Below are 21,329 nucleotides of genomic sequence, written 5' to 3'. Positions count from 1 at the left end.
GCAAGACCTGATGAACATAAGGTGATAAAATGCGGATTTTCAGGATACTGTTGATTGGCGGCTTGCTTGGATTCGGTTTGATGCTGGCAGGATGTAAAAAAGACAATCTCAGCGTAAAATATGCTGATGGCAGCGGCAATTTATATGTCATAATTTCCCAGCCTCGACCGCATTTGAGTTATCGTCCGGTGAGCCCTGCTTTGAGTTCCAGTGGAATATACCATGGGGGAGAGCCCGTCGAGCGCAATTTGGAACCAACACAAATTCAGGCATTACGCGTCAGACTTGAAGCTGCTCTGAAAAATCAGAACGTTCATATTCAACATCGTGTGAAAATGTCTGGCGCCCTGGAAGTATACAGTGATGAGCAGACTTTTTCAGTTATTCTGTCACCAGGTTGTGCCGAGCAGGTGGCGCTTGAAAAATTACTTCAAACTCTTAAACAATGACTTAAAACTTCAGCAGCTCAATTGAGCTGCTGAAGTTTTAAGAGTCCTTTTCTGTTTATTTAAATCTTTATTTTAAACCACAGCCTAAGTCAGTTTTTTTCGACAAGAATGACGTGAGAACATCTGTCTACATACTTGCTGATGTGAGTGAGAGAAAAGAGAGCGAAGTTAGATGAAGTCTGGATTGCAATTTTTGTTGGTGAATAGTCTTGTCTTGTTTATTCTGGGAGGGTGTGCTCAAAGCGTCAATACGACAGTCTCTGCACCTACAGACGTAAAAGAACCAGTGCGGGCTCTTTTGCCCCAAGAAAAGCCACAGCCATCAGCCTCTCCTGTTTCTATCGCAACGGTTTTGAAAGTTATTACCAGTGAGAATTTGCAGCTTCAGGTCGGAGAAGAGCTCATGTTGGTGGGGGATGTCGAAATGAGCGACAAACGCAAACTGAGTTTCGATCAAATTCAAAAACAGCTCAAAATTGAAAACCTGAAGCCAGATGTTTTGTCTTTGGATATTGGCCAACGCTTAATCAAAGCGCTCAAACCAGGTCTTGCTGAGGTGCGTATTTCTCCACTGAACCAAGAAAAATTGGGATTGACAGTTAAGGTTTTGATTGTTGCCCCCCCTCCAGCGATTGATCCCCAAGTGGCGCTAGTCGAACTGGAGATTGAATAATGCCATTCTGGTCGATTTTTCTTGTTTTAATCATGGTTCTCAGTTCCTGTCAAAACGACAGCGCGCCTCCTGCCTTGGGAACCGCTCCACAAACGCCTCCAGCGTCATCTCTTGCTAACCAAACCGCAGGTTTGGGCGTTCAGATTTATTGGCCTCTTTCTCAAAAATTCGGCATCAAAGCCATTCCGATGGCCGCTGAAGAACTTCAATTGGAAATTACCGAGGTTGCGACCCGTCAGAATTTGTATCGCTCGACGTTTTCACGCTCCGATGTTGAAAAAGACCGTATCAGTCGTCAAATTCGCATCGATATGCGGGGCAGCAAAGAGAAAGAAGTTGTTTTTTATGTTTCAGTACGCGATAAATTAAAAGCGGTTATTGCCTCTGCCAAGCAAACCATGAAGCTTAAAGCCGGTGAAGTCAACCGTGCGCAATTGAAAGTTACCCTTACCGCTGAATCTGTCAGTATCGGCGGTGGCGGCGGTGGTGGCGGTGGCGGTGGTGGTGGCGGTGGAACCACGAGCGGTGGAACCACTACCGGCGGTGGAGGGGGTGTTGTTGTCATCCCAACTCCAGCTCCAACACCTGCTCCTACGACCTATACCATTACGCCGGATCTGAATACCTTTTACGTGGATGTAGATCAGCCTTTCAGTTTAGACTTTAAGGTTTGGAATGGTACAGTGACAGGCTACTTATGGCAGTTTGCGGGAACGACAGGATTGCCCGCCGGTTTGTCTTTTACCAGTGCGACAGGCGGGAATGTCACGGGTTCACCTGCGCCCCTCAATGGTTTGCTGAGTGTTCCCGATAATACCGTCACCTTGCATGGAACAACTTCAGAAATAGGAACCTTTCCGTTTACTCTGACCGTTACCAATGGTGCCCAAACGACCCAGCGAGCCTATAATCTTGTCGTGCGCTCCTTGCAGATTTTTCCAGGCTCGATTGCGCCTGCCAATGCGGGAAGCGCCTATAATCAAGCCTTTAAAGCAATGTATGGTAAAGGCCCCTATACCTGGAGCAGTACAGGAACTTTGCCTCCGGGGCTTTCTGTCGGGACGAGCACCTCTGATACCGTCAGCTTGAGCGGAACGCCTGACGGCAATATCAATTTGCGAACCTATACTTTTACGATCAAAGTAACCGATAGCAATAACCGCAGTGCTCAGCAAACCTATGTTTTGGGCTGTGGCAACGGAGCTTTGGCTGATTTCCGCAATGCCCAGCCCGTGGTCAATACCGTCAGCCCTGTTTCGGGTGCAAATAATGCGGCCCAGACCCTTACGATTTCGGGTTCAAATTTTTCAGCTACAGCCCAGGTCTTTTTAGAAAGAATTCCTTTGACGGTCGTTTCAAGAACAGGCTCAACCCAAATTGTGGCGACTGTGCCCGCTGGCGTCGCCGCCGGAGCCTATAATATCTTGATCATGAATCCTGACAGTGCGGTTGGCCGGATTGAGGGGGGCTTGGCAAATGGCTATACGGTGACCGATGCCGGCGGACTTGTTTCAAGTGTGCCTGTGATTGCTGGGGTCTATTTACGCGCGCAGCCTATTGTTCCCACGACCACCATTGAGGAATTGCAAGCCCAGGTGCTGACCTACCAAGGAAATCTATTGCGCAGTCTTGATCAGAATACCCTTGAATTTGCACCTGTTTTGATTCAAGGCGCAAATTTTAAACCTGACTCACTGGTCTACCTTTCCGAGTTGATTTTGCCTGGATTTTATATCAATGAATTTCAGATTCTGGCGATTATTCCAACCAAACTGCTTTTCCCAGACTTACCTGGAGGGGGCGATCAGTTTACAGGCTATAATAAGCTTCAAATTGTGAACCCCAATTTGGAAGTTTCAGATGTCAATCAGGGGAAATTGAGTGTTACGGGAACGATCACGACTGCTGAAGGGCCGGGAGTAGGACGAATCTCCTATGTTTATCCTCAAAAAGGTTTTGACAGTGAAAACAACCGTGTTGTGGCCAAGGGCTGTGGTTTTGAACGTCCCCATAGCTTTACGATGGGAAGCTCGGCCATCACTCAGAAATTGGTGGAACTGCCTTCGGTCGCCCGCATGGCGATTACACCGGGAACACTTTTTCCCAATACTTCTGCCTATGATTTAAAGCTTTTCAGGGTGGTCAGTCTGCAACCTGTGCTTTCAGATACGGGCAGTGCTGTTTTTACAATGCAGGCCCGTGAGCGCAAAGTCACCTCCTGTACACCGGCTCAAATTGTTCCCAATTTGACTTTGGCGATTAATGTCAATGGAACAGGCATTGAGCAGGGGGTGCAGATCAAATATATCCGCAACGGGGGAACAGCCAACGGCACAGAATACAGTGCCCCGATTACAGGGGTAAAAACGTCGCTGGTTGCGATTCCTGTGGTGCCTGCCGGGCTTCCACAAGGGGAATACAAGATCAAAATGACCTGGCCTGATAATTTTAGCTATACCACTTCAGGTACCTGTCTCACGATTCAGCCTCTGGCCAATCAGGCTGCGCCTGTGATTAATTCAGTCAGCCCGAGTTCGATCAGCAATAATATTCTCGATCCCAATGCCGTGGTCACCTGGACAATCAATGGCAGTGGCTTTGCCAGTGGGGCTTCGATTTATATTGGCGCGAAACAGGCTATCAGTGGAACAGGAAGCGCAACTCAGCTGACGCTGAATTCAGATTCCATTTTTGGAATGCCCGCAGGCGATTATACGATTACCGTGGTGAATCCAGACGGGCAAGCTGCCCAATCACCTTCTAAGTTGACGGTGACAAATGGGGGAGCAACCTTGGCGGGTACACCGCAAATCTTGGGGATCAGTTATCCCAGTGGCCCTGTGACTTATAAATCGATGCTTTTGCCTAACTATCCAGATTCTGGTTACGTTTATTTTACTGCCTCGAATATTTTACCCGGTTCCTATGTTCAGGTGGTTAAAGATCCCAATTCCGCCTTTAATCCGCAGGATGCGTATTTGGATGGCGTGACGATTATTGATCAAAATTCAGGTTCTGTGCGCGGAATTTTGCCTCATTTGCCCGCCGGGAATTATTATCTGCGTCTGGTCAATGCCGATGGTCAGATGCATACCTCGACTCCCTTTGTCACCTTTGCCAACTCTGCTGCCCCTGAAATTGAAACCGATTTGACCAAACTGACGGGTGCGACAGATTGTAAACAACCGATTTGCCCGGCCTCTTGGCCGAATAATCTTCCGGTGACCCTGACCATCAATGGGGCGGCTATTGATGCGACCCGTACTACCAATTTTGGTGTGCTTCCCTATTACTCTGGGGTGCAATTGGTTTCAATTGCGGATCCCAGTTCGGTGGTGACGCTTCAGAATGTTACGTCTTATGGCACGAAGATTATTGCTGGTTTGCCTGATGGGGTCAGTGCCGGTGAATACCGTGTGCGGGTGGTGAACCCTGATGGCCAAAGCAATGATACCAGCAATTCGGGAGCCAAGCTTGTCAAATTTACGGTTCTGGATTCTTCGACCAAATGGTCACGTGCGCAACGCATGCCCAATATTGTCGACCCTGGAGCCTTGTCAGCAGTTCATGGGCGCATGGGGGGAACGGCTGTGGTGGATCCTGATGCAAATGGCAAGATTTATTTCTTTGCAGGCAATGATGCGCGTCAGAATTATAATTTCCCCACCAATACCCTGATGGCCTATTCCGAGGGTTCGTTCTGGGAAAATCTTTCAGGGCATTCTGCTACCGCTCCGAATGGCAATGTTCCAGCCAATCTTACCAAACGTATGTACCATGCAGCAGCTTGGAAAAATGGCGCTACCTTTGCCGATGACCGCATGTTTATTTATGGTGGAATTACCTGGAGTTGTGATTCGGCCTTGTCCTGCCCGACACTCAATGGGGCCAGTGGTTTGGATGATCTGTGGATGTACAAGCCCAGTGATAATACCTGGACACAGATCACGATTTCAGGGCCTAAAAAAATGCTCTTTCTGCATAAAATGCATTGGAATCCAGCAGATAACTCACTTTATATATATGGTGGCGCAGAGGGGGCAAGTTTTTTAAATAAAATTTTCAAATTGACGGTTAATGAAGCCAATGCGACCGCCACCTGGAGTGAAGTCACCTTCACCGGCGGCCCCGCTAATCTGCTCAATGCCTTTGATATGATCAGTGATCCTGCCAACTCCCGCTTTTATATTCTGGGGGGAGGCGAGGTCATTACGGGCATGCCATTTAACTCAAAAATCTGGGTGTATCATACGGGTAGCAATACCTGGACACAGCTGACCTCAAACAACAGTGCCAATTATGTGCCGCGAGGCTATGGTTCACACGGGTTTGACCCTGTCAATCGGAGGATTTTTGTCTATGGGGGCGGTACGACTGCCTCTGGTTCTGCGCCGAATGGCGGGCTGAGTTCAGATCTTGGGATTGGTGTGATTGACAATCTGAGCAATCCCACCGCGATTACCTGGACAAAAGATGCTACGATTCCCGTCAGAACACGCTGGGCACAGACTTCGGCCTGGCTACAGGGCCGCTTCTATGTTTTGGGTGGCAAAGACAGTGGCAACAATGTTCTGCTCTATGATCCCAGCAGTCCCGTGGATCCTTTTGCGACAGGACATTCTTACTATACTGACTTCTGGCAGTATATTCCCTAAAGCACAAAACGCCCTGGAGCAATTTATGCCCCAGGGCGTTTTGAGAGTAAGGCCTGAGATCAGGACAAAACACTCAGTTTCACTTTTAAAACTCCTTTGCCCAAATAGCCAATTTGTTTAAAGGCTTCAGGGGAAAGATCAATGATCCGGGCTGGTTTAAAAGGGCCGCGATCATTGATTTTAACAACCACACTTTGTTTGTTTTCAAGATTGGTTACCAAAACTTGGGTTCCAAAGGGCAGTGCTTTGTGGGCTGCCGTGAATTTATTGATATCGTAGGTTTCTCCGTTGGCAGTACGACGGCCATGAAAATAGCCTCCATACCAGGATGCGTAACCTGTTTCTCCCTCTGCGGTGGGACTCAAATAACGGAAGCTGCGCAAAGGCCGGGCTCCCAAACTTTTTCTCAGTTGGTTTGTCAACCCAATCAGGGTTGAGAGTTGACTTTGACCCAAAGCCTGGGCCATGGCAGGAGACACTTCAAGAATCGGTTGCTCCTGGTATTGAATCAAATAATGCCGACCGTTATAAATGGGCCGAATCTCATCACTTTGCAAAGGACGTCCCTGGGCGTAATGATTCAGGTTGCGCGCCAGATCCTGCATGCTTTCTTCAATTTCAACGATTTGAGAGGGTTCAGGAGAAAAAATTCTGAACCCGGATTTTTGACCATTTAAGGTCATGGATACACTGTGGGAGTCGCGTAAATAGCCGACCACTTGGGTGGTGGCTGCTTGCAGAGGGGAAACAGGAGAGACTAAAAGACTGATAAACAGGCTGCCCGTCAGCAATAATTGTCTGGACATGGCGTTCTCCTTTTCCATAATTATTAAGTATAAAAAATACATTTTATCCGCGATCAGGGATCATGTTATAATACCTTGACCTCAGACGGCAAATTTTTGCCTTGTTCTCCCCTCTCTCAAAACAAGTGACAGTCATCGTTTGGTCTGTATTCAGAGAAGTTATTGGCACTCTCGATAATAAAGTGCTAAAATAAACGCAGGTTAAGAAATCTGGAAATAGTGTCTATGTTGCCTGATTTTCAATTATCTGAACGTAAACAAAACCTTTTGAGTGCCATCATCAAGGATTATATTAGCCATGGTGAGCCTTTGGGTTCCCGCACGCTGTGCAAACGCCATTCTTTTAGACTCAGTCCTGCAACCATTCGCAATGAAATGGCTGAGCTGGAAGATGCCGGCTTATTGATTCAACCGCATACTTCGGCCGGCCGGGTACCTTCGGATAAGGGGTATCGGTTTTTTGTGGATCATTTAATGGAATCCTATGTGCCGACACTTGAAGAAAACCAATTTTTGCGTCGTTTGGAGCAGACATCCAAAGCAGTAGATGCAATTCTGTTTCAAGCCATTCGGATTTTATCCGATGCCACCCAAAGCATTGCTGTGGCAGAAACGCCTCATATTCGCAGCAACCCTGTCAATTCTGTACACATGTTGCCGATTGATGAAGATTCCATGGTTCTGAGCCTGACCTATGTAGGGGGAATTCGCCGCCAATCGGTCATTCGTCTTTCTCAGCCGGTCTATTCTGAAGTGCTCTCGATGCTCACCAATTATCTCAATGGACAACTCAACGACAATATCTCTTTGAACGAGTTGTTTCACCGGATTGCAACGGGGTCTTTGGAAAGAGAAATTCTCAATTATAAATCGATGGTTTTGGAAATGGTTTCTGAAATTTATGCGCAGGCCCAACGCGAAGAGAAAATTTATTTAAGCGGAACCTCGCATTTACTCAAAGAACCAGAGTTTCATACGACCGAAACCGCCTATCCGATTTTGCAATTTTTGGAGCAGGATCAGTTTGTGCATCAATTGTTTCAGCGTTTGAACCAGGAGGTTCAAACCAAGAAAAGTGATGTATACTGCCTGATTGGATACGAAAATTTTTATCAGGAACTGAAAAATTGCAGTTTTGTGGCCACTCCGTATTTTATCGACACCAAAGCTTTGGGGATGATTGGCATTCTTGGGCCAACCCGCATGGATTATGCTAAGGTGATGGGACTATTACAGACTGTTGCCAATAATTTAACACATACATTAACCAGATTTTTTAGCTGAACCGGAGGTAAGCGGAATGAATGAAAGATCCGCAGAAAATGAGCAAATTCAGATCGAGAATATAGAAGAATCTTCTGATGCGAATCTTGAAGCAGAGAGCATTGAAGAAATTTCTCTTGAAGAGGATCTTTCGGAGGCCGCAGCTGTTTTTGGAGCGCCCCCCACGAATCCTTCAGAGCTTGCTGAAATGAAAACTCAAATTGAACAATTGCAAACCAGAAATGATCAACTGATGCGTGTTGCTGCCGATTTTGAGAATTATCAGCGCCGAGTGGCTCGGGAACGTGAAGATTTGATTAAATTTGCTGGTCAACAGATTGTCACCAACCTGCTGGAGGTGATTGATAATATTGAGCGTGCTTTGCAAAATGAAGTGAAACCAGAAGAGTTCTCCCATTTTGTAGAGGGCGTCAAAATGATTCATAAACAATTTTTGGACGTGCTTCAAAAATCAGGTGTTGCAGTGATTGACGCGGTAGGACAGCCCTTTAATCCTGAATACCATGAGGCGATTATGAGTGAGTCCACCAATGACTACCCCGATGAAACTGTAATTGCTGAGTTTCAAAAGGGTTATCAGATGAATGGACGGGTGCTGAGACCCTCGATGGTCAAGGTATCCAAAGAAGATTAAGCACCCTGTGCACTTTAGAATATGAACAAGTTTTGCTGAGTTAAGCAAGGAGGATTAAGACATACGTTATGGGTAAAGTAGTTGGAATTGACCTTGGCACGACGAACTCTGTTGTAGCCGTACTTGAAGGTGGAAAACCAGTCGTTATACCAAATGCAGAGGGCAGTCGCCTGACCCCTTCTGTGGTCGCGTTTACAAAATCAGGTGAGCGTTTGGTGGGCCAGATTGCCAAGCGCCAGGCGATTACAAATCCAGAAAATACGATTTATTCAATCAAACGTTTTATTGGCCGCCGTTGGGATGATACCCAGCAGGAGCGCACCCGCTATCCTTATCACACTGAGCGTGGCAAGGACAATATGGTGGAAGTTGCTGTTCTGGGCAAGACCTATACTCCCCAAGAAATTTCTGCCATGATTCTGAGTAAGCTCAAACAAGACGCAGAAGCTTATTTGGGTGAGCCTGTAACACAAGCCGTTATTACCGTTCCTGCCTATTTTAATGATGCTCAGCGTCAAGCGACCAAAGATGCGGGCACGATTGCAGGTCTGGAAGTTCTGCGTATTATCAATGAACCTACTGCCAGCTCATTGGCCTATGGTATGGACAAAGGCCATGAACAGACCATTCTTGTTTTTGACTTGGGTGGGGGAACCTTCGACGTTTCTGTCCTGGAACTGGGTGATGGCGTTTTTGAAGTAAAGGCGACCAGCGGGAACAACCACCTGGGGGGCGATGACTTTGATGAGCGCATTATTGATTGGTTGATTGATGAATTCAAACGTGATCAGGGTGTAGATCTTTCCAAAGATAAAATGGCCCTGCAACGTTTGAAAGAAGCAGCTGAAAAAGCCAAGATTGAGCTTTCCTCTGTCTTTGAAACAGAAATCAATCTGCCTTTTATTACCGCAGATCAGACGGGCCCCAAGCATTTGAATGTGAAATTGACCCGTGCCAAATTTGAAGAAATTTGTGCTGATTTGATTGAAGGCACGATGGGGCCCATGCGTGCAGCCATGAGCGACTCTGGTCTGCAGGCCAGCCAAATCAATAAGGTCATTCTCGTGGGCGGTTCAACCCGTATCCCCGCCGTTCAGGAAGCCATTCGCAAATTTATCAACAATGAACCTGATAAAGGTGTGAATCCTGATGAAGCTGTGGGCTTGGGCGCTGCGATTCAAGCCGGTGTTTTGGGCGGCGAAGTCAAGGATGTTCTCTTGCTTGACGTCACTCCACTCAGCCTTGGGATTGAAACTTTAGGTGGCGTTTTTACCCGCATTATTGAACGCAATACCACCATTCCGACCAGCAAAAGCCAGATCTTTTCAACGGCAGCTGATGGTCAGACCAGTGTTGAAATTCACGTGCTTCAGGGTGAGCGTGAAATGGCCTCTGATAATAAAACCTTGGGCCGTTTTACACTTGAAAACATCCCGCCTGCTCCCCGTGGTGTACCCCAGGTTGAAGTCACGTTTGATATTGATGCCAACGGCATTGTCAATGTCAAAGCGAAAGACAAAGGCACAGGTTCTGAACAGAAAATTACCATTGCCAATGCCGGTGGTTTGAACAAGGATGAGATTGAGCGTATGAAGCGGGATTCTGAAGCCCATGCGGCAGAAGATAAAAAACGCTTGCAGAAAGTCGAACTGCGTAACCAGGCCGACAGCTTAATCTACACCACAGAAAAAACCTTGCGTGATATTGGCGATAAGCTTGAATCCTCAGACCGTGACGCAGTCAATGCTGCGATTACTGAACTGAGAAAATCGCTGGAAGGTGATAATCTGGACGAGATCAATGCCAAATTGACCAAGTTAAAAGACACCATGTATGCCGCTTCATCAAAAATGTACAAACAGGATGGGGGCAGCTCTTCCTCCTCTTCAGGTGGCAGCTCGCATTCTGAAGACGACAATATCGTCGATGCAGATTATGAGGAAGTGAAATAAGTCAGATTCTGACTTTCACTGAACGGAAGAGTTAAGTGTCTAAAAAAGATTATTACGAAGTATTGGGATTGTCGCGTGAAGCCACAGATGCGGATCTGAAGAAGACCTATCGCAGGCTTGCGCGACAGTACCACCCAGATGTGAACAAAGAGCCCGGCGCTGAAGAAATGTTCAAAGAAATTTCTGAAGCGTATGCCGTATTGAGCGATCCTCAGCAAAAAGCTGCGTATGACCGTTTTGGTCATGCAGGCTTGGGTGGCTTTCAGGGCGGATACCAAGGCGGTTTTGACGGCTTTGGAGGGCTGGGAGATATTTTCGAAGCCTTTTTTGGACGTGGACGCGACCCCTTTCAATCCCAGCGTGGCGGGGGGGGCAGTTCTCGCTCACGCGCTGAGAGAGGCTCTGATCTGCGTTTGGATCTGGAGGTTGAATTTCGCGATGCCATTTTTGGTATGGAGCGTGAAATCAACCTTCAGCACCTGGAGTCATGTGATACCTGCGAAGGTTCTGGGCTTGAGCCTGGAACCAATGTGGTTTCATGCCCCATGTGCCGGGGCAGTGGGCAGATACAGCAGCATCAGCGCACGGCTTTTGGCACCTTTACGCATATCGCGACCTGCCCCAAGTGTCAGGGCAAAGGGAATATCGCTGAGACACCCTGTAAATCCTGTAAAGGCGCAGGGCGTGAGCAAAAGAAAAAGACTTTGAAAATTAAAATTCCACCTGGCATAGACAGTGGCGTGCGCTTGCATGTCAGTGGAGAAGGCGATGCCGGGCTTTCGGGTGGACCTGCAGGCGACTTGTATATCGTACTGCATGTTTTGTCTGATGCTGAGGGTGTCTTTGAACGTCAGGAGCAGAATATTTATACCCATGTTTCTGTGGGCTATGCTCAGGCGGCCTTGGGAGATCGGATCGAAATACCCACGCTTGAAGGTCCCACAACGCTTGAAATTCCTGCTGGAACTCAGCCTGGAACCGTTTTTACGCTTAAAAATAAAGGCGTTCCTTTTCTGAATAACAGTGCTTTACGCGGTGACCTTTTGGTGACTGTAGAAGTGGCTGTTCCGCAGAAGGTGGGTGGCGAAGAAAAGGCCTTGCTTGAAAGTCTGTTTGTACTTGAAAAAGGCCTGAGCCGAGGTGAAGGGGGCTTTTCTATGCAGGAGGATGGCGGTCTGGTGACGGCTGAAAAATCTACGCAACGCGGAAAAGAAAAAAAACATGGTTTTTTTGATGTGCTCAAAGAAACCTGGAAATCCCATCATCCAGGCAAAGAGGATTAAGTTTATTCCCTTTGCTGTTTGAAATATTGAAATTTGAACCCCCGGTTGGAGAAAAATGTCCAACCGGGGGTTCATTCTTTGTCAGCAGTTGGGGCATTGCTTCCTGGCGGGGTACAATGATGCAAAACAATGTGGAAAGAAAGGTTGCCTTTCATGAAGATGCTTTTCGCTTTGCTTGCCGCTTTTTTCGTGTTTGGAACTTCCCCTGCTCATGCAGAAACACAAAATGCAGCTCCTCCTGAGCACCATCCTTTCAGCCTTGAGGCGGGTGCGGGCATGAATGGCGTTTTGCCTTTTTTTCACGCAAAAATGGGCTGGCGTCTGCCAGGTTTGGATGAAAAGCTTGAAACCTACCTGGATTATAGTTTCTGGAACTTGGGGCAGTCACCCGCGATGCTTCAGGTTGTTTTGCTGGGTGGGAAATATTATTTTCAACCCATGGGCCAGATACATCCTTTTGTAGGATTGAATGCTGGTCTTACCTATTTGGTCGGAGGGCCTGTGGTGGGCAATCCTGGCTTTGTGGACCCTACCAGTATGATGGGTTGGGTTTTACAGGCCGGGGGCGGGATTGATTTGATGATGACCGATCACTTTGGCTTTTCCGGCGCTGTTTATTTGGGGTATCCCTTTTGGGTGCGTCCAGAATTGAATTTGCGCTGGGCTTTTTAAAAATAATTACAAAAAAGTAAAATAAAATATTTACAATTAAGTAATTAATTGTTAGGATAGATATATGTTCTTCAACTCCAACTTACAGAGGTTTCAGAAAATGAAAAAGTATCTCTCCCTGTTGCTTGTTCCAGGGCTTTTGGCGGGGCTTTCGTCCTGCGGCCCGACCTATTCCTCGGCTACCTTTCCCAGCATGCCCTCTCCTTCGGCCTCACCTTCAGATCGATCAGCTTTGTCTTCGCTGATTGGCGAATCGGTGATTAGCAAAGAAGAGCAGCAATTGCGCGATACCCTGCAACGTAAAATTGAAGTGAAATTTCCTTTGCGGATCGGCGTGATCTATTACAGTTACAATTCTCAACTCCAATCTCAAGATCAAGAGAAAATTTTTGAATCGGTTCAAAAAAACTTTAAAGATTCGGGATTGGTGCGTGAAACCTTTCAAATTTCCAGCAGCCTCTTAGGCAATGGTGCAAATATTGATACGGTGCGTCAATTGGGAGCCCGTTTTCAAGCCGATATTGTCGTGATTGTCTCTGGCTCACATCAATTTGAACGATCCAGTGTTCAGAACTTAAGCTTTTTCGATAGCTTTACGGATCGCAGTTACTATGAAAGCAATATGACGATTGAGGCCATTGGTCTGGATATTTTTTCGGGAACCTTTTTAAATCCCCTGCGCAGTGTGGTGAAGACAGAACCACAACTTTTCGATCGGGCCGCGGCTGATTTTACCAGCCAGACCTATACCTTTCGCAAAGATGCCGAAGCCAAAGTTTGGACCGATATGAGCGCAAAGTTTATTGAAAGCCTGAAAACCCTGAAACAGGAAATTGAAAACCGGGTGCCGACTCCCAGCGCTTCCCCTTCGACTCCTGTTCCGAGCCCTTCCGTTACGCCGTTCCCTGAAGCAAGTGCATCCCCCGCAGGAGGTAAATAATCATGAAACGTTTTAAACTTTTAGCAATCTCATTGGGTCTCTTTACCGCATCCGTTTTTTCAGCCTTGCCTTCACAGGCGGCGATTCAACGCAGTGCTGACTTTTCTCCTGGTAATACGATTGGGGTGGGCATGTTTGGCCTCTCCTATGACTACGGAATTGGAAATTTCAGTCTGGGAACCTCCTTCAATACCAGTATGGCCTCTTCTTTCAGCTATTCAGGTTTACGTATGCTGCCTTCCGTGCGTGGGATGTGGCGTTTTATGGATATGGATGGCCTCTCTGCAGGGGTTTTGGCTGGATTGCAATATGATCCAGGCACTGTGGGGGGGCGTGCCTATCTGACACCCGATCTGGGGGTGGGTATGGCCTATAATTTCAAGCTTTTTGAATTGCCCATGGCCCTGCGTCTGAATCTGACTTTGGCACTTGGGAACAGCTACAATACCTATTACTCAGATGTTTCAGACCAGCCTGTTCCCAATCTCTTTCAACGCTTGACGATTGGGCCTCAGTCCAGCCTGGAGTTGGCGATTATGCCCAATCAGAACCTTGAAATTACCTTCGGTGGAGGAACTGTTCTGGGGATGCGTATTAAGCTCTAGCATGCTGAATGCGTCTCAGAAACTCGCTGTTGAACACCCCGGTGGCCCCGTTTTGGTGCTTGCCGGGGCGGGAGCGGGGAAAACACGGGTATTGACCCAAAGGGTGGCTCATCTGATTGAGTTGCAACGTGTTTCCCCCTCCCGTATTCTCGTGGTGACGTTTACCAATAAAGCTGCGCGAGAAATGAAGGAGCGCTTGATTGGCCTGATTGGCCAAAGTGCTGTGGATCGTCTTTGGATAGGTACCTTTCACGCAATTTGTGGTCGTCTTTTGCGTCAGGAAATTTACCGCTTGAATTATACTTCCTCTTTTGTCATTTACGATACCGAAGATCAAGAAAAATTGATGCGCGAAGTCTTGTCTGCTCTTGATCTTGAAACCAAGCAGGCCCGTACCTGGCTGCGGCAGGTCAGTGGTTTGAAAAACCGTGGGCTTTTGCCCCATGCCTTTCGCCGTGAGGCAACTGAATTTCATGAGCTGAGTCTTGCCAAGATTTATGATCTCTACCAGGAACGCCTGGCCCGCAACAATGCCCTGGATTTTGATGATCTCTTGCTTTTGACTTTGCGTTTGCTGGAAGAACAGCCAGACTTGCGGGAACGCTGGCAAAACCATTTTTTACACGTTTTGGTGGATGAATACCAGGATACCAACCGCGTGCAATTCAACCTTTTGCGGTTGCTTTCTCAAAAAAACCGCAATATTTTTGTGGTTGGGGATGTAGACCAGAGTATTTATTCCTTTCGCCATGCTGATTTTCAGATTATCTTGGGTTTTCAGGCTGATTACCCCGAGTCTGCTGTGATTAAGCTTGAGCAAAATTACCGCTCCTTAAAACCGATTTTATCTGCCGCCAATACCTTGATTGACTATAACCGCGATCGCTTTGATAAAACTTTGCGCAGCACACGGGGCGAGGGCTTGCCCTTGCAGTATTACCAGGCCCGCAGTGAATATCAAGAGGCTGATTTTGTGGTGCATCAGGTCCATCAGCTCCTGGAGCGGGGGCACGCTTTGGGGGATATCTGTGTTCTTTACCGTACCAATGCGCAATCTCGCCTGTTTGAAGAGCGCTTGATCCGTCAGCGGATTCCCCATCAATTGATCGGGGCTTTTCGCTTTTATGAGCGCAAAGAAATCAAAGATATTCTTGCCTATCTGCGCGTTTTGAACAATCCTTTGGACGATCTGAGTTTGAAGCGGATTTTGAATATTCCCAAGCGGGGGATTGGCGCAAAAACGCAGCAAGGTCTTGAGCGTCAAGCTGAACGGGAAGGGTTGAGTCTTTGGGATACCCTTTCCAGTCCGGCTTGTTTGGTAAATCTTCCTGGCAAAGCCCGTACCGCGATCCAATCTTTGATGGAATGGCTAAAAGGCTTGCGCGAAAAGCCTCCTGAGACCGTGGCAGAATTGATACAGCAGGTCTATACCGGCAGTGGCTATGCCCAGGAATTGCAAAAAGGGGATCCCGGAGAAACGGAAGAGCGCGAGAACCATATTGAAAGTTTGATTCAAGCTGCGCGCGAATATCAGGAAAGCCTGCCGGAAGGTATTTTGGCGGGGTTTTTAGAGCAGATTGCTCTGATGTCGGATATTGATGGGCTCAAAGCAGAAGGGCGTTTGCTGACCTTAATGACCATTCATGCCGCCAAAGGGCTTGAATTTCCGATTGTTTTTGTGACGGGGCTTGAGGAGGGGATTTTTCCACATAACCGGGCGATTGCAGCTGAAGAAAATGGTGAAGATGGTCCGATCGAAGAGGAGCGACGCCTGATGTATGTCGCGATGACACGCGCCCAGGACGTGCTTTGGCTGACACATGCCCAACAGCGTACTTTTTATGGCGCTCCTCAATATCAGCAGCCTTCGCGTTTTCTGGAAGAGCTTGAAAAACATTTACCCCAAGTGGCCGCTCCTGTTTCTGAACCTGCTCCCGCCCTTTCGCGTTTGTCTGAAATTGTGGATACGCCCTTGCCAAGCCAGTCTTTGGTAGAAGGCTGTCAGGTCTATCATGCGCAGTGGGGCGAGGGGAGGATTGAAAAAATTACGGGCAGTGAAAAACGTAAAATTGTGATTGTTGCCTTCGGCAATGGCATTGGCAAGCGTATTTTGGATTTGGCATCTGCCCCCTTGGAGCGCATTTGGACTTAGGCTGAGGGGGGAAGCGGTTGGTTTGAAATCTCGGAAAGTGTCAGTAAAAAACTCAGGAAATGCGTGAGCGTTTGCTGGTTTTGTTTTCTTTCTACTCTGCGATTCCAGCGTTCGACAATTTGGTGATAGCGGTGAAATTCATCGTTTCCTGAGGCCAGATGTTTGCGGGCTTCTTGGAGTGCCATTTTTTCGACAGGCGTTTTATCACAGTAATCCTGGTAAAGAAAATCTATATCTGGCATGATTCTGAGTCGGCCATTGGGCTGTTGATCAAAGGGAAAACTGCGGCAAGCCCTTGGTCGGGCGGGGTAATTCAGACATTGACCCTGTTCACCTAAAAATACACAGGCATCATCGCTTTCCCTGCGTTGCAGGTAGAGAATAAAGTAATTCTGATCGAGTAAAACAGCTTCTGGGTGCATGGGGTGAGAACGGTGTTTGCGGACAAAGCTTTCAGGTTCAGCTTGGGGGTGTGCTTGTCTGAGTTGGATCAAATCGGCGTGCGAAAGAGGCACATCCATTTCTCTGCAACATTCTCCACATTGGTTACAGGCAAAGTTCAAGCGCGGTTGAATAAACCACATGGTTCCTCTATCTATCTGTTTTTCTGGAGATGGTGTTTTTAGGAGTATGCGCTGTCGAGGGGTAAGACGACAGTGAAAATAGAACCTTGTTCGGGTGCTGTTTTTAGTAAAATTTGCCCATGGTGTAAATCGACAATCTGTTTGACAATGGCCAGCCCCACGCCGGTTGAACTTTCTCCTCCGGTGGGTTGAGCTGATAAACGCTGAAAATAGCCATACAAATTTTTGAGATCTTCTTCGCTAAATCCAGGGCCTTGATCTTGTATTTCAATCAGGGCTTTTTCGTTTGCTTGTGCAATATGAACTTTGATCTTGGCGCCAATAGGAGAGTATTTGATGGCATTGTTGAGCAGATTATCAATGACCTGTTTCAAGCGGTTAAAATCGCCCATTACACACAGATTTGTATTTTCTGCGAAGCTAAATTCAAGTTCTTGATCTTTGGTTTGGGCCTGTGGCTGATAGTGGGCAACGACCTGTTGCAAGAGTATCGGCAACGGTACGCGGCTGATCTGCAGTTCAATCCGCCCCAGTTCAAGGGCTGCGGTGTCGAGCAATTCTGTAATCAGTTCAAACATGCGGGTTGAAGCTTTATACAGCGTATCGACAATTTCACTGAGTTCATCGTTCTCCATGATGACGGGATATTTGCTGAGAATGGAGGAAAATCCCATCACAACCCCCAAGGGGTTTTTGAGATCATGGGAAGCAATACTCAGAAAGCGATTTTTCATTTGGATCGCCTCCTGAAGCTCCTGGTTGCGTTTTTGCAGCGCATCTCTGGAGCTTTTGAGTTGCAAATGGGTTTTGACCCTTGCCAGAAGCTCGGAGGCGTTAAAGGGTTTGGTAACATAGTCAGCGGCTCCCGCTGAAAAACCTGCGATGACGCTTTCCTCATCTGTTTTTGCCGTCAGAAATATAATCGGGATATCGCAGGTTTTGGTTTCTGCTTTGAGTTGTTTCGCGACAGTCAAGCCATCCATGCCGGGCATCATATAATCGAGTAAAATCAAATCAAAATCAGTTTCTTTGACTTGGGTTAAGGCATCCATGCCGCTGGTGGCGAAGGAGAGTTCGTAGTCTTCTCCTGCCAGAATCGAGGCGACCAATTGAATATTGGCGGGCACATCATCCACGATCAAAATATTGGCAAGAAGTGGGGGATCCTGTTTCATGGAACGGATTTGCTTTCAGTATTGAGATAGGGAGGCAAAATATTTTCCAACTGTTCCAGTATACGGTTTACAGCTTCAATATCAAAGCGTTTGACTGCATTTTGTAAATCGTTTCCCAATTGGATGAACGCCAAGAGTTCCAGACGTTTTCCCTGATCTTCTAAGACATTTGCAAACTCGCCTATTTTTCTGAAGTTTTTATTGCGAAGTGTTGATTCATAGAGTTTTTTAAGCTTTTCATCCCAGACCGCTTGAAAGTCTGCTTTTTTTTGTGGAGAAATATCCGGTTCAGGGTTTGATTCTCCTGATGGGTTGGGGGCTGAAATAGGTTTGCTCTGGCTGGAATAGGGGAGGTAGTTGGCCATGACTTCAATAATTTGTTTTAGGGTTGCGGGTTTGTGCAAATAAACATCAAAACCCGCTTTCATAATATTGTGGCGATCCTGTTCTAAAACTGAGGCGGTCAGAGCAATGACGGGAATGTCTTTAAATTTGGGATCCTGGCGTAAGATTTGGATGGCTTCGTAGCCATCCATTACAGGCATGCGGATATCCATAAAAATTAAGTCAGGTTTTTCCTGCTGAATTAAATCCAGAGCTGTTTGGCCATTTTCTGCCTCTGAGAGCTTGAATTGATAGCGTTTGAGCATTTCCAGCATCAGGCGACGGTTGATTTCTACATCGTCAACAATCAGGACATGGCTGTCAGGGGTAAACAGAATTTGTTCAGGCAGATTTTCTTTTTCCTGTTCTTCATGTGAGAAAAGCGTGACAATCGGAACCTGTTTAAGACAAACTTGAAAAATACTGCCCTGGCCAGGGATACTTTCCAATTGAATACTGCCATTCATCATTTCGACCAAGCGCCGGGTAATGGTCAGACCCAGCCCTGTGCCTCCGTAGCGTTTTGTGGTGTGGCTGTCTTCCTGTAGGAAGGCTTCAAAGATGGTTTCCTGCGCTTCGGGTTCAATGCCGATCCCCGTATCTTCGATTATCAGCATCAGGTCAACAGAGCTTGCATCTGCTGGGGAACTGGTGGCCATGGCGCGCAGGGCGACATAGCCTTCATGGGTGAATTTAATTGCGTTGCCCACCAGATTGAGTAAAACCTGGCGTAAACGAATTTCATCCAGAAGCAGGCTTTCTGGGAGGGTTGGATCTATTTCGAGAATGAAGCGTAATTTTTTTTCATCGGTTTTTTGAGCAAAAATTTGTTCTATTTCGCTGAGCAGATGCCGTAAGCGGACGGCTTCGGGCACAATCTCAAGCCGACCCGCTTCAATCTTGGAAAGATCTAACAAATCATTGATCAGGGTCAAAAGGGATTTTCCCCCTGCCTTGATAGAAGCCAGATAGTTGCGTTGCTGGATATTTTCGACCTGGCTTTCCAATAATTCCGAAAAACCAATCACGGCGTTTAGCGGGGTGCGGATTTCATGGGACATATTGGCTAAAAATTCAGACTTTGCCCGATTGGCACGCTCGGCTTCTTCTTTTGCTGCCACCAAGGCTTCTTCGGCCTGTTTGCGTTGGGTAATGTCTTCAATTTGAGCAATAAAGAACAAAGGGGTCTCCTGTTCATCACGCACCAGTGAAATGCTGAGCAAAACCCAAACAATATGCCCCTGCTTATGGTAATAGCGCTTTTCCATTTGATAGCTTGAGCGTTTGTTTTGTAGCAGTTCTTGTGTATATTCAAGGTCGGCGCTCAGATCTTCAGGATGGGTAATCTCCTGAAAGGAGCGCTGGAGTAATTCATCGCTTGAAAAACCCAAGAGCAGACAGAGAGAGTCGTTGACTCTTAGAAAATAGCCTGAGGGCAAAACCAAGGCCATGCCGATGGCGGCATTTTCAAAAGCGCTGCTGAATTGGGCCTGATTCTGTCGCAACTGTTCTTCTGTCTGTTTGCGTTCGGTAATATCGGTTGAAACGCCCAAAACTCCGATTTGGCCCATGGGGGTTTCAATTGGGGTTTTGATGGTGTCAAACCAGATTTCTCGATTTTTAAGTGCAATTTTTTCTTCAAGCTGAATGGGCGTACGTTCTATGAGCACTTGTTTATCTATGGCATTGTAAAAAAGAAAATTGGTTTGCCTGGGGTTTTCAGGGGGCAGGCTTTTATAGGTTTGAAGTTCTTCGACGGTTTTATCGAAAAATCGAGCGGTGGCTTCATTGACCATCAAAAAATGACCTGATTCATCATTTACAAAAACCAAATGGGGAATGGTATCAATGACTCTTCTTACAAACTGTTTCTGACGTTCTAACTCGATTTCAATCTGTTTACGTTCGGTGATATTCAGCATGGCACCGGTCCAGCACACTCCCCCAGTTTCAAGGCTTTGTGGCAAGGCCCTGCCTCTGACCCAGACGGGTTCACCCGTATTGTGTCTGAGGATGCGCCCTTCCCAGCCCCAGGGAGAAAGGGTTGCTGCTGAGTCTTTGAGTGCACGTTGGTAAGATTCTTGGTCTTCGGGGTGAATTTGCAGGGGAGAATTGGGGGAGTGCATGACAGAGTGGGCGGAGATGCCAAACATATGTTCGACCCCTTGGCTGATAAACGGAAAATACTGACGGCCTTGTGGATCTTCTACAAATTGATACAGAATACCCGGTACATTGGCTGCGATGTCTTCAAACAGACGCTCTTTTTCTAGTAGTTTTGCTTCGGCACTGCGGCGCGCGGCCATGCTCTCTGCAACCCACTCAAGCGCTTTACGTGCGGTTAAATCGTGCATAATGCAGAGAATTTCTTCTGGAACAGTGGGCAGCACAACCAGGGTGATTTCGGTGGGTAGGTAGTCACCCGAACTTTTTTGAAAAAGCCATTCAAAGCGATGGGTGCCTTTTTGACGGGCAATTTCAGTTTGCTCCAAAAAACTGGCGATAGAAGCTTGACCACTGGGTTGTGTGGCAGGTGAAAATACTGCCAAATGGCGACAACTCAGTAATTCCTGTTGATCTGCGCAGCCCAGTAAGTGAACGGCGGCATCGTTGCTTTCACGAATGCCGTGGCTGTCGAGCACCAAAACGGCGTCTGTACTCTGCTCAAAAAGATATTGAAATTTATTTTCGGCCAAACGTTGCGCGGTGCTGTCGACGACCAGCAGGAGCCGTCCTCCAGACGCAGAGGCCTCATTCTGCAGCAGGTAAACATCAAAAATGCGGTAATCAGGGGCCGTTTGAATACTTTGAAAATATTCAAAACCTGAGCTGAGCTGAAGCAGACCCTCAAGTTGGGGAAAAAGCTCTTTGGCATTTGTGCCTTTTAAATCATGCCGACCCGCAATCAGAACGTGACCGTCTACCCCCTCAATCTCTCCTTTTGCTGATAAATTCAGGAGTGAAAAAGGCAAGCGGGTCGAGATCAATTGTAAGATTTGGCTATTGAGAATCGACATTTTATCTGCTTTTTTTTGGATTTACTCTCTAGCATCTTACCTGAAAAAATGCCGCGAGTGAAAA

16 protein-coding genes are annotated in these 21,329 nt (G+C 47.1%); 11 read left to right on the top strand and 5 right to left on the bottom strand.

The features are described 5' to 3' along the window. The first annotated feature begins 29 nt into the window (after positions 1–29). Both COW20_19995 and COW20_19990 read left to right on the top strand, forming a co-directional pair. On the top strand, positions 30–449 hold the full coding sequence (locus COW20_19995) for a hypothetical protein (protein ID PIW45631.1): 420 nt from the start codon (positions 30–32) through the stop codon (positions 447–449). A 172-nt stretch (positions 450–621) separates the two neighbouring features. Further along, positions 622–1,122 (top strand): hypothetical protein, encoded by a 501-nt coding sequence (locus COW20_19990; GenBank protein ID PIW45630.1) that lies wholly within the window; start codon positions 622–624, stop codon positions 1,120–1,122. Between the two features lie 343 nt (positions 1,123–1,465). Here COW20_19990 and COW20_19985 read toward each other — a convergent pair whose 3' ends face one another. After that, a complete protein-coding gene (locus tag COW20_19985; GenBank protein PIW45629.1) occupies positions 1,466–1,687 on the bottom strand; it encodes a hypothetical protein in 222 nt (73 codons plus the stop codon). A gap of 67 nt (positions 1,688–1,754) precedes the next feature. Here COW20_19985 and COW20_19980 point away from each other — a divergent pair, with 67 nt between their 5' ends. After that, entirely contained in the window at positions 1,755–5,777 is a 4,023-nt protein-coding gene (locus tag COW20_19980; protein ID PIW45628.1) for a hypothetical protein, read from the top strand. A gap of 59 nt (positions 5,778–5,836) precedes the next feature. Here COW20_19980 and COW20_19975 read toward each other — a convergent pair whose 3' ends face one another. After that, a complete protein-coding gene (locus COW20_19975; protein PIW45634.1) occupies positions 5,837–6,244 on the bottom strand; it encodes a hypothetical protein in 408 nt (135 codons plus the stop codon). Positions 6,245–6,808: 564 nt separating this feature from the next. Here COW20_19975 and hrcA point away from each other — a divergent pair. The 8 genes from hrcA to COW20_19935 all read left to right on the top strand — a co-directional run bounded on the left by hrcA (position 6,809) and on the right by COW20_19935 (position 16,105). Next, on the top strand, positions 6,809–7,867 hold the full coding sequence (gene hrcA / locus COW20_19970; GenBank protein PIW45627.1) for a heat-inducible transcription repressor HrcA: 1,059 nt from the start codon (positions 6,809–6,811) through the stop codon (positions 7,865–7,867). Between the two features lie 16 nt (positions 7,868–7,883). Beyond that, a complete protein-coding gene (gene grpE / locus COW20_19965) occupies positions 7,884–8,501 on the top strand; it encodes a nucleotide exchange factor GrpE (GenBank protein PIW45626.1) in 618 nt (205 codons plus the stop codon). Between the two features lie 68 nt (positions 8,502–8,569). Next, positions 8,570–10,453 carry a molecular chaperone DnaK gene (locus COW20_19960; GenBank protein PIW45625.1) on the top strand — a complete coding sequence of 628 codons (1,884 nt, stop codon included), beginning with the start codon at positions 8,570–8,572 and terminating at the stop codon, positions 10,451–10,453. A gap of 35 nt (positions 10,454–10,488) precedes the next feature. After that, positions 10,489–11,736: a molecular chaperone DnaJ gene (dnaJ, locus tag COW20_19955; GenBank protein ID PIW45624.1), complete on the top strand. Its 1,248-nt coding sequence runs from the start codon at positions 10,489–10,491 to the stop codon at positions 11,734–11,736. A gap of 153 nt (positions 11,737–11,889) precedes the next feature. After that, entirely contained in the window at positions 11,890–12,408 is a 519-nt protein-coding gene (locus COW20_19950) for a hypothetical protein (GenBank protein PIW45623.1), read from the top strand. Positions 12,409–12,508: 100 nt separating this feature from the next. After that, positions 12,509–13,348, top strand: coding sequence for a hypothetical protein (locus COW20_19945; GenBank protein PIW45622.1), 840 nt, complete (start codon positions 12,509–12,511; stop codon positions 13,346–13,348). A gap of 2 nt (positions 13,349–13,350) precedes the next feature. After that, on the top strand, positions 13,351–13,953 hold the full coding sequence (locus COW20_19940; protein PIW45621.1) for a hypothetical protein: 603 nt from the start codon (positions 13,351–13,353) through the stop codon (positions 13,951–13,953). Between the two features lies 1 nt (position 13,954). After that, positions 13,955–16,105, top strand: coding sequence for an ATP-dependent DNA helicase PcrA (locus COW20_19935; protein PIW45620.1), 2,151 nt, complete (start codon positions 13,955–13,957; stop codon positions 16,103–16,105). On the opposite strand, the gene COW20_19930 is transcribed toward COW20_19935, so the two are convergent. From COW20_19930 to COW20_19920, 3 genes are read right to left on the bottom strand one after another with little or no spacing between them, the layout of a single operon-like run. Continuing rightward, positions 16,102–16,689, bottom strand: a complete 588-nt coding sequence (locus COW20_19930; protein PIW45619.1) for a hypothetical protein — start codon at positions 16,687–16,689, stop codon at positions 16,102–16,104. The genes COW20_19935 and COW20_19930 overlap by 4 nt on opposite strands. 38 nt (positions 16,690–16,727) lie before the next feature. Beyond that, a complete protein-coding gene (locus COW20_19925) occupies positions 16,728–17,864 on the bottom strand; it encodes a hypothetical protein (GenBank protein ID PIW45618.1) in 1,137 nt (378 codons plus the stop codon). Further along, positions 17,861–21,265, bottom strand: coding sequence for a hypothetical protein (locus COW20_19920; GenBank protein PIW45617.1), 3,405 nt, complete (start codon positions 21,263–21,265; stop codon positions 17,861–17,863). Before COW20_19920 ends, COW20_19925 begins: the two co-directional genes overlap by 4 nt. Positions 21,266–21,329 lie beyond the last annotated feature (64 nt).

This window comes from bacterium (Candidatus Blackallbacteria) CG13_big_fil_rev_8_21_14_2_50_49_14 (assembly GCA_002783405.1).
In the GTDB taxonomy this organism is placed as follows: Bacteria; Cyanobacteriota; Sericytochromatia; order UBA7694; family UBA7694.
The sequence above is the reverse complement of the archived record's forward strand: the minus strand, read 5'-3'. Positions and strand labels throughout refer to the sequence as shown.

Coding starts and splice junctions, on each gene's coding strand:
- COW20_19995 (PIW45631.1), top strand. CDS start 30: ATGCGGATTTTCAGGATACTGTTGATTGGCGGCTTGCTTGGATTCGGT.
- COW20_19990 (PIW45630.1), top strand. CDS start 622: ATGAAGTCTGGATTGCAATTTTTGTTGGTGAATAGTCTTGTCTTGTTT.
- COW20_19985 (PIW45629.1), bottom strand. CDS start 1,687: ATGACAACAACACCCCCTCCACCGCCGGTAGTGGTTCCACCGCTCGTG.
- COW20_19975 (PIW45634.1), bottom strand. CDS start 6,244: ATGGCCCAGGCTTTGGGTCAAAGTCAACTCTCAACCCTGATTGGGTTG.
- hrcA (PIW45627.1), top strand. CDS start 6,809: ATGTTGCCTGATTTTCAATTATCTGAACGTAAACAAAACCTTTTGAGT.
- grpE (PIW45626.1), top strand. CDS start 7,884: ATGAATGAAAGATCCGCAGAAAATGAGCAAATTCAGATCGAGAATATA.
- COW20_19960 (PIW45625.1), top strand. CDS start 8,570: ATGGGTAAAGTAGTTGGAATTGACCTTGGCACGACGAACTCTGTTGTA.
- COW20_19950 (PIW45623.1), top strand. CDS start 11,890: ATGAAGATGCTTTTCGCTTTGCTTGCCGCTTTTTTCGTGTTTGGAACT.
- COW20_19945 (PIW45622.1), top strand. CDS start 12,509: ATGAAAAAGTATCTCTCCCTGTTGCTTGTTCCAGGGCTTTTGGCGGGG.
- COW20_19940 (PIW45621.1), top strand. CDS start 13,351: ATGAAACGTTTTAAACTTTTAGCAATCTCATTGGGTCTCTTTACCGCA.
- COW20_19935 (PIW45620.1), top strand. CDS start 13,955: ATGCTGAATGCGTCTCAGAAACTCGCTGTTGAACACCCCGGTGGCCCC.
- COW20_19930 (PIW45619.1), bottom strand. CDS start 16,689: ATGTGGTTTATTCAACCGCGCTTGAACTTTGCCTGTAACCAATGTGGA.
- COW20_19925 (PIW45618.1), bottom strand. CDS start 17,864: ATGAAACAGGATCCCCCACTTCTTGCCAATATTTTGATCGTGGATGAT.
- COW20_19920 (PIW45617.1), bottom strand. CDS start 21,265: ATGTCGATTCTCAATAGCCAAATCTTACAATTGATCTCGACCCGCTTG.